Origin of the sequence: Bifidobacterium sp. M0399 (genome assembly GCF_016100595.1) — a bacterium.
GTDB classification, from domain to species: domain Bacteria; phylum Actinomycetota; class Actinomycetes; order Actinomycetales; family Bifidobacteriaceae; genus Bombiscardovia; species Bombiscardovia polysaccharolytica.
In genome coordinates, this window is sequence record NZ_JACFSD010000003.1 from 24,208 (window position 1) to 36,385 (window position 12,178).

Annotated in this window: 8 protein-coding genes and 1 tRNA gene; 7 read left to right on the forward strand and 2 right to left on the reverse strand. The window is 57.9% G+C overall.

Features of this window, described 5'->3' with window-relative positions:
• The first annotated feature begins 30 nt into the window (after nt 1-30).
• From H3V09_RS07075 to H3V09_RS07100, 6 genes are all read left to right on the forward strand, one after another.
• Nucleotides 31-3,621, forward strand: a complete 3,591-nt coding sequence (locus H3V09_RS07075; protein WP_198191605.1) for a hypothetical protein — start codon at nt 31-33, stop codon at nt 3,619-3,621.
• A 124-nt stretch (nt 3,622-3,745) separates the two neighbouring features.
• Nucleotides 3,746-4,837: a LacI family DNA-binding transcriptional regulator gene (locus H3V09_RS07080; protein ID WP_198191604.1), complete on the forward strand. Its 1,092-nt coding sequence runs from the start codon at nt 3,746-3,748 to the stop codon at nt 4,835-4,837.
• Between the two features lie 157 nt (nt 4,838-4,994).
• A complete protein-coding gene (locus tag H3V09_RS07085; protein ID WP_198191603.1) occupies nt 4,995-6,290 on the forward strand; it encodes a sugar ABC transporter substrate-binding protein in 1,296 nt (431 codons plus the stop codon).
• Between the two features lie 3 nt (nt 6,291-6,293).
• Complete coding sequence (locus H3V09_RS07090) at nt 6,294-7,214, forward strand: carbohydrate ABC transporter permease (RefSeq protein WP_198191602.1); 921 nt, start codon at nt 6,294-6,296, stop codon at nt 7,212-7,214.
• Nucleotides 7,215-7,230: 16 nt separating this feature from the next.
• Nucleotides 7,231-8,166: a carbohydrate ABC transporter permease gene (locus H3V09_RS07095; protein WP_232342072.1), complete on the forward strand. Its 936-nt coding sequence runs from the start codon at nt 7,231-7,233 to the stop codon at nt 8,164-8,166.
• 115 nt (nt 8,167-8,281) lie between these two features.
• Complete coding sequence (locus H3V09_RS07100) at nt 8,282-9,469, forward strand: glycoside hydrolase family 1 protein (protein ID WP_198191600.1); 1,188 nt, start codon at nt 8,282-8,284, stop codon at nt 9,467-9,469.
• 218 nt (nt 9,470-9,687) lie between these two features.
• Here H3V09_RS07100 and H3V09_RS07105 read toward each other — a convergent pair.
• Nucleotides 9,688-9,760: transfer RNA gene (locus tag H3V09_RS07105), tRNA-Ala, on the reverse strand.
• Between the two features lie 140 nt (nt 9,761-9,900).
• Nucleotides 9,901-10,602 carry a VTT domain-containing protein gene (locus H3V09_RS07110; RefSeq protein ID WP_144178250.1) on the reverse strand — a complete coding sequence of 234 codons (702 nt, stop codon included), beginning with the start codon at nt 10,600-10,602 and terminating at the stop codon, nt 9,901-9,903.
• 798 nt (nt 10,603-11,400) lie between these two features.
• Between H3V09_RS07110 and H3V09_RS07115 the strand changes: the two genes are divergently transcribed.
• A complete protein-coding gene (locus H3V09_RS07115; protein ID WP_233439351.1) occupies nt 11,401-12,156 on the forward strand; it encodes an ABC transporter permease subunit in 756 nt (251 codons plus the stop codon).
• The last annotated feature ends 22 nt before the right edge of the window (nt 12,157-12,178 follow it).

Genomic DNA, 12,178 nt, shown 5'->3' on the forward strand with positions numbered 1-12,178 from the left:
GCAGGTGACGGTGAAGGAGACGGGGGCCGGATGCGGCGGCCCAAAGGCATGACCGTCGAGAGGGGGGACTTCTCGGCTTCGTTCAACTTCAACGGGGATCTGACACTGATCAATGCAGGAGGCATCCAGATCAATCAGTTCAGGCCCTGCCTACATGACCGTCCCCTGGCCGGTCTCTGGCTCCGCCGCCATCGGGAGGGGCGGATCGACTCCATCCAACTGACCGGATCAGGTTCCCGGGCCTCCTTCGCTCCGGCAGCCGACAGCCCCGTCTGGGAGGGGAGGGACCTGGGTGTCCGCTGGCGGGTTCGACTTGTTCCAAACGTCATGTCTCCTGCGCTTTCCCGCGCTCTTACATCTGGTTACGAAAGCGGCGGGCCTGGTAGGGGAGCGTCATGGACCTGGGAGGTGTCGGTCACGATTGACCAGGGTGACTCAACTGGCGGCAGTAAGAGACAGGAATGGGATGACGTCATCTTGCCCGACGATCTGTGGGACCTGGTTTCCGCCCAGGATCTGGCCCTGGTGGAGCCAGCCATGGCTGCCGGCGCCGAGTCCTACATCTCCCAGTACATTGCCTACCATGTGCAGGACGTGCCCAATTTAGGCAGCGTCCTGTCAGGTCGGCAGACGATGGGTTGTGCCCCTCGGCTCCCCTTGTACGTTACGGGAATCTCACAGGGATGCAGGGCATTCATGACCGACGGTTACGACTTTTACGGGCTCGGTGCCCGTCTGGACGGTCAACCCGCGGCCCTTGGTGATGCCGACTGGGACCGGGGAGGTATAGATCAGTATGAGTTCGCCATGGCCTGCCTCCTCTCCACCAGGGTGCCGTTGACCCAAGGGGGTCTCACCTGGCAGGTGTGGAACACTGCACTGTCTGATTACAGGGGTGACCTGGGGGAGGCCTGCGCCGCCTGCGCAGAGGACTCTGAAGCAAGTCGGAGTGGGGCAGGCGAGACCGAGGCGGATGGCGGACCATCCGCCGGATCCTCTGACACCTCACCTGTCTGTCCCGCTGCCACACGGGCTGAGCCAGCAACCTCACTCCTGATCTCTTCTGCACTGTTGAATGGCGACCCCCTGTCTGAGTATGAGTTCAGTCAGCTGGGTAGAGGGCCCGTCCGCCAGCCAGAGGCGGACCAGACGGGCCATCTGCTCTCTTACTTCGGAGATGATGCCTGCCATGTGGTAAGCGCTCGCAAGGAACTGGAGGTGGCCCGCTCCCACGGGCAGATTCTCCTGTCCGGCAACCCGGATACCGACCCGTCACGGCCCACCATGGCAGCCACCACCTATGCCGAGGGTGTCTTCGCCTCACAGGTGGTCCTGGGCAACACCAATATGAACCAGCTGATTTCAGTCCAGAAGACCGGTCTGGGCCTCCTGCGCTCGCGAGGGATCCGCATCCTGGTCCGGGTGGACGGGGCCTGGCGCCTCTTGGGGGTTCCTTCGGCCTACATCATGGATCTGGGCGGATCCCGTTGGGTCTATCGTCTGGGTGATCGGACCCTGACGGTGTCCACCATCGCCCACCTGGACAGGGCCGCCATCGACATCCATCTGGAGACAGATGACCCGATCCGGGCCCTGTTGACAATCAGCCTGGAAGATCCGTCCGCCTGGATTCGGAAGTTCGCTCCTGCCGATGTAACCCGAGAGATGGGGAAATCCATTTCCTTTACCCCTGCACCGGGTAGCCTGGCGGCTGAACGTTGCCCAGGACTGAAATATGTAGTCTCATCGCCTGACGCAAGGGCCGGGGATGACGGCCTCCTTTTCGATCCAGGCGCAGGGGCCCATACCACCGATCCGGCCATGGCCACATTCCTGTCGGACGGGGGCCGTGCCCTGTCCGTCACCATCGCCGGATCCATGGATGGCGGCGCAAGCAAGAAAAGCATACCCGATACGGTCCTCGCCGCCTCCGAAAGGGAGATCCTCCACGCCCATTACCTGGCCATGACCTCTTTCATGCAGGGTCTGCATGTGGCAGGGGAGGGAAGATTCGCCGAATTTAATGATCTTCTGCCCTGGCTGGTGCAGAACGCCTTGGTTCATTTTCTGTCGCCCCACGGGCTGGAACAGTACGGGGGCGCCGCCTGGGGTACACGGGATGTCTGCCAGGGGCCCCTGGAACTAGCCCTGACCTTCGGCCATGCCGACCTGGCCCGGACCATCCTCCTCAAGGTCTTCGCCCACCAGAACCCCGACGGTTCCCTGCCGCAGTGGTTTATGTTCGACCAGTATGCGGACCTCTACCAGCACGATTCCCACGGGGACATCCCAGTCTGGCCCCTGCTGGCGCTGGCTGAGTACGTCGAAGCAGGCGGTAGGTTGGACATCCTGGATGAGCCCGTGGCTTTTTGGCGAGATGATGTCGCTCGCCCCTCCTCTGGCCTGCCCACGGTATCCGACCATCTGGCTCGGACGCTGGACTATATCCAGTCGCATAGAGTCCCGGACACCGACCTCTTCTGCTATGGCGAGGGGGACTGGGACGACACCCTTCAGCCGGCCCAGGAGTCCATGAAGAGACAGATGGCCTCCACATGGACCATCGCCCTCCTCTACCAGGCTTGCTGCGGATTGCAACCGCTCCTGGAGGCTGCCGGCCGGACCGAACTGGCCTCCCGCTTTGCCGGTGAGGCCGGCAGAATTAAGGCCGACTTCGCCGATAACTTTATCTTCCAAGGAGTCTTGGCCGGATACGTCAACTTCGTTGATGGCCAACCCCGCCCGGTCATACACCCCTCGGATAACAGGACAGGCATACGGTACAGGTTGATTCCCATGACTCGCTCCATCATCGCCGGCCTGCTCACACCTGACCAGGAGGCGGACCATGAGAGAATCATCGAAGACAATCTTCATTATCCGGACGGAGTGAGGCTCATGGACCGCCCGGCCTCCTTCCATGATGGAGTGACCAAGGTCTTCAAGAGGGCCGAACAGGCCGCCAACGTGGGCCGGGAGATTGGTCTGATGTATACGCACGCCCATGTGCGTTACACGGAGGCCCTGGGCTTGCTGGGCAGGACCCGCCTGGGTCGGGAACTCCTAAGAATCAGCCCGGTTGGCCAGTTCCGCCGCCTGACAACCAGCGAGCCCAGGCAGCGCAACTGCTACTTCGCCTCGTCGGACGCCGACTTCCCCGACAGATACACGGCCGCCTCACAATGGTCGAGGCTCAAGGAGGGAGCCAAGGACCCCGTAGGCGTGAGGGGAGGATGGAGGATTTATTCCTCCGGCCCCGGCATCTACTGCCGACAAGTGGTCCAGCACCTCTTCGGCCTCCAGCTGCACGATGGGCGGGTTGTCTTCGACCCGGTCCTGTCCCAGGAAGATGACGGACTGGAGGTGACCATGACCCTATTCGGCCAGCCGCGTACATTCCGCTACCATGTGGCTGGTGGGTCGGCCACTGGACCAGGAGACAGAGACTCAAAGGGTGCAGGTTCGGATCGTCTATGGGTTGAGGCCGATGGACGCAGGCTTGAGGGCCGAATTCTGGATTTGCCTTACCGCAAGGGCGGGTTGGAAGTGACGCAGGACCAGTTGGCTGGTGCTGCCCATATCAACATCTTCCTCAGAGTCGATGGACAGACTGTAAAGTAAGTACCGGCGCCCATACCCGTAACTGTCCGCCGGCCCGTGCCGACAAAGGAGGTAACAGGGCGACCAGCTGTTCGGCAGCAGGTCATCCGGCTGTCTTTTTCGGCGAAGTGGGCAGGGTGTGTTTATGCGCAGAGCAACAGTTTACGATGTAGCGGAGGAGGCCGGTGTCTCCATCGCCACGGTGTCGTTTACCTACCGGCATCCTGGTCGTGTCAAGGACACAACTAGGGCTAAGGTTCTGTCTGCTGCAAGAAAGTTGAATTACGTGCCCAGTGCCAGTGCCCGTGGACTTGCACGCGGGAGAACCGGTGTACTTGGTCTTTACTCATTTGATCTCCTGTTGGAACATCCATTGGGTCAGCCCCAGGATTTTCGAGAGGAAGATGAAGAGGACGAGCCGGACCTCCGTGCCTATCCACTGTATGTGGATGAAGTTCAGCGGGGCTTTGAGTTGGCCTGCTGGCATAGGGGCCAGGCGGTCCTCCTTAGTAGTGCCACGGCCAGCGCTAAGGGGGAAACCGTCACCGACATAGCCGGCAGGGTGGATGGCTTAGCTCTTTTCTCCTGGAGTGGCAAATTGTCAACACTGGAAAGCCTGGCTAAGACCATACCTATCGTCATGCTCAGCCAGAGTGGAGGAGATTTGCCTGTCCTTTACCTTTCTGTTGACAATCAGACTGGTATGACTGAGATGGTGGATCATCTTGTAGAAGTGCATGGGGTGCGCAATATGGCTTTCGTTGGTAGCCAGGAGTATCCGGAGGTCCGTGAGCGGTTCGAAATTATGTGCTCCCGCCTGTCGCAAAGGGGTTTAATTGCGCCGGAGTCGGCTATCGATGAAGGATTTGATTCTCCACAGTCTTTCGCCAGTTTGCAAAAAACGGTTGCTGAGGGCAGGCTGCCCGATGCCCTCGTCTGTGCTAATGATCAGACAGCACTTGGAGTTTTGGATGCTCTCCGCGAGCTCGATGTCAAAGTCCCTGATGATGTGATTGTCGTTGGTGTGGATGGGATTTTGGCCGGCCGGTTCGCGAGTCCGCCTCTGACGACCATCCAGCTGCACATGGAACAGTTGGGTAGGGTGGCAGCTGACCAATTGGCTCAGCGTGATGGCAGGCCGTGGTCGGAACCTAAGACGATGACTGTCTCCGCGAGACTTAGGGTACGACAGAGTTGCGGCTGCAATCCTAGCAAGCAACGTACACGAAGTCTTTAAACATCGGGTTGGTCCTGGCCGGCGTACTGATTGATTGAATGGAGCGTGTCAGCCATTTTCTAAGTGCACAAATTGACTACCGCTATCTAAGCGCATAGAATCAAAATATAATCTAAGCCCTTAGATTACTGTGAGTATTGCTTCAAGGAGGAATGTGATGCACAGAGGGATTCAACGGATGCGTTCTGCGGTAGCCGTACTGGCTAGTTTGGCAGTAGTGGCTGCTCTTGCAGGTTGCGGCCGCAAGGCTGACGACTCATCCAATAACGAAAGTGTTGGGAAGACTACCATCGATTCAAAGCCAGCTAAGGGGGAGCTGACGATATGGGCTATGGGAGCAGAGGGAGACAAGCTGCCATCCTTGATCAAGGACTTCGAAAAAGACAACCCTGACGTGCATATAAAAGTGACTTCTATCCCTTGGTCTTCTACACACGATAAATTGCAAACTTCTATTGCAGCCGGCCAGGAACCTGATGTGGCGCAGATGGGTAATACTTTCATGGCAGAATTCGGCAATGCTTTTGACGAGGTACCGGCAAATCTCGATTTGAGTGACCTGGCTCCGGGGGCCGTGGATGGTGCGAAAGTCAAGGGTAAGCAACTCGGCGTTCCTTGGTACATAGATACCCGCGTCTTGTTTTACCGTACGGATATCGCAAGAAAAGCGGGATGGGATCATGGTCCGCGAACTTGGGATGAACTCCGCAGGATGGCACAGGATATGCAAAAGCAGGATGGAGTCCAATACGGAATGTATATCGGTCCTTCTGGTACCGATAATTTCGGCGGTTTATCGCCCTTCATATTCTCCGCGGGTGGAAACCTGTGTAATGAGGATTGTAGCAAGTGGACAATTGACACGCCGGAAGCCCACAAAGCAATTACTTTTACCAGCAACCTGTTCAAGGACAAGATTGCTGATGCGAACGCAGACGTCAGCCCAGGAGCCGATATAGCATCATTCGCTTCTGGGAAAACACCCATGATGATGCAGGGGCCTACAGGTATAGGTCAGGTTGAACAGGTCGGAGGAAAGGATATTACAAACAAGTTCGCCACTTCCCCCATCCCTAAGGATAAGAGCGCCATATCCTATTCCGGTGGTTGCGAGATGGTCGTTTTTAAGAATTCCAAGAATAAGAATGCCGCTTGGAAATTGGTTCAGTGGCTGAGTAAGCCTAAGGTGCAGGCCAAATGGTATAAGCTTTCGACTGACTTGCCAGCCTCGGAGAAAGCATGGGAAGACCCGATTCTTAAAGGAGACGATAAGTTAGCGGCATTCGCCACGCAGATGAAGAACATGCGGTCCGTTCCTGCTGTGACCACCTGGACCCAAGTAAGTTCTCAAGGTGACAAGATCATGGAGGAGATTAACAAGGGCGCGGTCAGTGTTGATGAAGGCCTGTCCAAGCTTCAGTCTGCAGCTGATGCGGCTGGGATGGGCAAGTAAGCTATGAAGCTCTTCCGTAGCTCATCCGATGTCGGCGGTGCTTCCGCCGTCATGCGTCGCCGGCGGACCCTGGTGGCCTGGGGGTTTGCCCTCCCATTCACATTGGTCTTCTGCATTTTTATGCTTCTGCCTCTCCTCTCATCTCTGTTCATGTCCTTCACCGACATGACCTCCAGGGATCTGAGGACGCCGTTCAATGTGAACTTCATGGGGCTGTCACAGTATGTGGCCCTCTTCAAGGATCCGCAGTTCCTGCGATCTCTGAAGATCACCGGTATTTTCGTCCTGGTGGGTCTCCCCCTGACCATGGCCCTGGCCCTCTGTTTTGCCGTGGCCCTCAATAAGGGTTCCCAGCACCTGAACGCCTTCTTCCGGGCCCTCTACTATGCACCGGTGGTGGCCAGCGTGGTTGCCGTATCCGTGGTGTGGCGCTACATCCTTCAGAGGGACGGCTTGCTCAACTCAGCACTGGCCCTTATCGGGGTGCAGGGTCCGGACTGGCTCCACGACACCAGATACGCCCTACCGGCCCTGATCGTCATGACTACCTGGCGGAACATGGGCACCCTAATGATCATCTTTCTGGCTGGATTGCAGACCGTGCCAGAGGACGTCAAGGAAGCTGCGGCCATTGATGGGGCCTCTCGGAGGAGGATCTTCTGGAGCATCACCCTCCCCCTGCTCAAGCCCACCCTCCTGCTGGGGGCGGTTCTTCTCTCGGTCACCTACCTCCAGTTCTTCGAGGAATCTTTTGTGATGACCCAGGGGGGACCGTTGAATTCCACCCTATCGGCCTCCTACTACGTCTACCAGAAGTTCAGTTTCGGTCAGTATGGGATTTCGTCGGCGGCCAGCTATGTCCTCTTCGTGATAATCGCCTTGGTCAGCGCCCTGCAATTCAAGGTGTTGAGGTCCGATGACTGAGGAAGGGGAGAGAGCAATGAAAGCACATATGGAAGTGAGAAGCGTCGGCTTCCGCTCTTCTTCCACCGCCGGTGCCCTTGATGCCCGCAGGGTCCCGTCTCCACTGAGGGAGAACACGCCTACACCCTGGCAGAGGTTCATGAGGGGGAGGGGCCTATCCTATATGGTTCTAGCAGTGGTGGGCGGTTTCTGGGTCTTCCCATTCATCTGGATGGCGCTGGGCTCGCTAAAGACCCAGCGTGAGATTTTGGTTTCACCGCCCACCTTCCTCCCCGAGAATCCGACCACGGCCAACTACACCAAGTGGTTCAGCGAACTCCATTTCGGTACCTTCTTCGCCAACAGCCTCATCGTGGCCGTGGTGACCGTGCTGGGGAACGTGGTCTTCTGCTCCATGGTTGGGTATGCCCTAGCCAAGATCGACTTCGCCGGCAAGAAGATCCTCTTTGGGGCCGTCATGGTCACCCTGATGGTCCCCAGCGTCTCCACCTTCGTCCCCCTCTTCGTAATCATTGCCAACATGGGGTTGTCTAACTCCTACCTGGCCCTGATCCTCCCCTTCCTGACCCAGCCCATCGGGGTCTTCCTCATGCGGCAGTTTATCTCGGGCATCCCGGACGCCCTACTGGAGGCCGCGCGGGTGGATGGGGCCGGCGAGCTGAGGATATTCTGGTCCATCGTCCTCCCCCAGTGCGGGCCACCACTGGCCACCCTGAGCATCCTCACCTTCCTGTCTTCCTGGAACAATTTCCTGTGGCCGCTTGTCGCCATGCAGACGGAAGATAAGTACACGCTCCCGGTAGCTCTTTCGCTCTATTCAACCGGTCAGAACGCCACGAATTATGGTGTCCTCCTGGCAGGGGCCGTGCTGGTCATCACTCCCATACTTTTGCTCTTCGTTTTTCTGCAGAGGTACTTCATACAGGGAGTGGCCATGACCGGCATCAAGTGAAGGCAGCAGGTGAGGGGATGACCGGCACCCTCGTCTGGAAGATGCAGGCAGGCCGGTTCAACGGGCGACCCTAGGAGGGGCCGCCCACCCAATCCAGCAAGGAAGGTACATTCACATGCCAACGCCTACATACACCTTTCCACAGGATTTCCTCTGGGGAGCGGCCACGGCTGCCCACCAGATAGAGGGCAACAATGTCAACGCCGACTGGTGGGAGCGTGAGCACCGGCCGGGCAGCGACATCAGTGAGCCTTCGGGGGATGCCGACGACAGCTACAACCGTTACGCGGAGGACATATCCCTCCTGGCCGATAGCGGGTTGAACACCTACCGCTTCTCAGTGGAGTGGGCCAGGGTGGAGCCTGAGGAGGGATTCTTCTCTCAGGCCCAGCTCCTGCACTACCGGGCCATGATCGAAGTCTGCCTCCAGGCCGGGGTGACCCCCATGGTCACCCTGAACCACATGACCCTTCCCCGCTGGCTGGCCAGGCGAGGGGGCTGGCGCGATCCTGCCTCCACAGACCTCTTCGGCCGATATGTGGAGCACCTCATCCCCATTCTGGAAGGCGTTACCTGGGTCTGCACAATCAACGAGCCCAATATGGTGGCTCTGACCCAAGGGGGGCAGGAGGGCAGCGACATGGCTGCCGCCTCTCTGCCCACCCCTGACCCGGTCATCTCAGAATCATTGGTCAAGGCCCACAGGAAGGCTCGGGAAGTCCTTTCCCGCCGACCGGGAATCAAGTCCGGTTGGACCATTGCCTGTCAGGATTTCCAGGCCTTGCCGGGCTGCGAAAAAGACATGGAGGAGTACCGCTACCCCCGTGAAGACTTTTTCACCCAGGCTGCACGAGGTGACGACTTCATAGGGGTGCAGGCTTACCTACGCACCTTCATCGGCCACGACGGCCCCCGGCCGGTCCCGGAGGATGTGGAGAAGACCCTGACCGGCTGGGAGTATTACCCTGCCGCCCTGGGGGAGGCCGTGCGCCACACTTGGCAGACCGCCGAGCACACCCCCATCGTGGTCACCGAGAATGGAATTGCCACAGCAGATGACAGTCGGAGGATCGACTACACCTTCGACGCCTTGGCCGGCCTTCATCAGGCTATGGATGAAGGCGTGCATGTGGAGGGCTACCTTCACTGGTCCCTCCTGGACAACTACGAGTGGGGTTCCTACGAGCCTACCTTCGGCCTGGTATCCGTGGACCACGAGACTTTCGAGCGTCACCCCAAGCCATCCTTGGCCTGGCTGGGTCAGGTGGCCCGTTCCGGCCTTCTTGCTCATCCCCAAGGCTAATACAGACACGAGCACGAACGTCCGGCCCCGAACCGACTTCATATCGGTCCGGGGCCGGATGCTACCACATACCGCCCTGCGCTTACTGGTTGGTCGGGCGCGATGCCCTTGCCTGCACGGAGCCAGATCAAGAAGTCACGGTGGATACGAATCGAGAGATTCAGCCGATGAGCCAGCTGACGGGCCAAGCATGCATGCGCGGAATTACTGCTGAAAAGTGGAGCTGAGGGTAGTCGAAACCCCGACCTCTTCGATGCGAACGAAGCGCTCTACCAACTGAGCTACAGCCCCATTCGTTGCCCGACCGTAGCCGAACAACAGACTGTACTGTATCGCAGGGTGGGCACAAACGCAATTTGGACGGTCTGTGCCATGACTCCGTGTTACGACCCATGGTTCGGTTTTTGCGGATGCCGGATGGGTTGTCATATTCAGTCGCTGAGGTTCTCGTCCTGGTCAGCGGCTACCTGAGCGGATTCGGCCCTTTTGCCCCTGCCTGCTCTGGCCTTGATCAGTCCGATAACGGTCGGCATGACGGATATGAGCAGAATAAGGATGATGACCAGTTCGAAATGCTCTTGGACGGCCGGGATACCGCCGAAGAAGTAACCCAGGAGGGTGAAGAGGGTGGACCAGACCAGGCCCCCCAGAACACTGAAGGGTGTGAACCGGCTCCACTTCATCCCCGAGATCCCCGAGATGAAAGGCATGAAGGTCCTGATGAAGGGGAAGAAGCGGCCTAGGAAAACAGCCAAGGGGCCCCACTTGTCTATCATTCCCTCTGTTTTGGCCAGCCGCTCCGGGGTCAAGGCCTTCACCCTGCCTGACCTGATGATGGCCCGTCCGAAAAAGTGCCCTATGAAGTAGTTGCTCTGGTCGCCGAGTATCGGAGCCAGGCAGACGACCGGCAGGAGGATGTCCAATGCCATCCCGCTGGTGGGGTCGTGTGCGAAGACGCCGGCCGCGAATAGGAGGGAGTCACCGGGCAGAAAGGGCATGAAGACCACGCCCGTCTCGATGAAGATGATCAGGAAGATGAATGCATATGTGGGCACCAGTCCCATGGCAATCCACCCCGCGATAGCGCTGCGCGGATCTTTGAGTAGGTTGATGAGCCAGTGTATGAATCCCATTTGTCAAAGACCGTCCTGTTATGTTGAAACACGAACAGTTTCAAACTGTAACAAGTCTGGTTCATGGCAGGTTGGCATTCACCAGACCCTTGCGAGGAAGACACAACCACCGGCCTCTGGCACTGGGCCTGTGCGAGGGAGGTAAATTGTTCCTATGGTGACTTAATTCGAAGGGTAACGGCTGGTGTCCATGGTCAAAGCCGTCATCAATGACTCCAGTCCAGCCAGTCGTTAGGTCCGCCTGACGTGCAGGTGGAAGGCGGTGGCCTGTCATGGGCTCCCGAGGCCTATCTGCGGATGCCGTACCTGACGGACTCCCTGATAGGGATAGCAAGAGGCGTTTCCTATTTGCGATTATTGGGATTCCCCTGCTAGTCTAATTGACATAAGAGGAATTGTTAATTTAATATCCTATTTACAGGGCTTTGGTAAAACCAAAGCGAAAATACATGGCTGTATTCCATTTGACCATGTACCGCATTCGAAGAAGCGAAGTGGCTGACCGAAGGAGGAAGGGTGCAGGTTAATCATCAAGATGCGAACGTCGTTTTGGACCGGGCCGTCGGGTCTCCCGCGTCCGAAGCGACGCTGTCCCATAGTGCGCGAGCGTCCGCGCCGAAAAGGAAAAGACGGTTTCCAGGGAAGGTAGAATCCTCCAAGCGCCACGGTTTCAATCTTTGGCTCCTCATCGTTCCCCTTCTCATTTTCGTAGTTCTCTTTAGTTATCTCCCTCTGTTCGGGTGGGTTTACGCCTTCTTCGACTACCAGCCCCCTATCCCTCTGTCGAAGAGCAAATTCGTGGGCCTCCAGTGGTTCGAGATGATGATTCAGAACCCCGCTCAGCTCCGCGCGGTCTGGCAAGTGCTCATCAACACTTTCGGCATTAGCGGCCTGGGCATTCTGACCAGCATGTTCCCCCTCTTCTTCGCCATCGCTCTCAACGAGATTAGATCCCGTTGGTTCAAGAACGTCGTCCAGACATTGACCACCCTGCCCAACTTCATCAGCTGGGTCCTGGTCTACGCCGTGGCATTCGCCATGTTCTCCTCCTCCGGAATGGTCAACGAGACCCTGATGGACCTCCATCTGATCACAGACCCCATCAAGTTCCTCGATTCCGACTCGCACACCTGGCTGAAGATGATGGCCTGGGGCTTGTGGAAGGGACTGGGCTGGGGGTCGATCATGTACCTGGCGGGCATCGCTGGCATTGATCCGGAGCTTTATGAGGCCGCTGAGGTGGATGGGGCCAACCGATTCCAGCAGATCATCCATGTGACGATTCCGCAGTTGATGCCCACCTACTTCGTGCTCCTGCTCCTGTCAGTCTCCAACTTCCTGAACAACGGGATGGATCAGTACTTCGTCTTCCAGAACGCCTTCAACCTCAAGCACATCCAGGTGCTTGACCTCTACGTCTACAACGTGGGCATGGGCCAGAACAGCCTCTCTCTCGCCACGGCCATATCCATGCTGAAATCCCTAGTCAGCGTGGTCCTCTTACTGAGTGTCAACGCACTGTCCAAACGTGTGCGCGGCGAGTCGATCATCTGAGGTCCCGAGCGGAAAAGGAGAG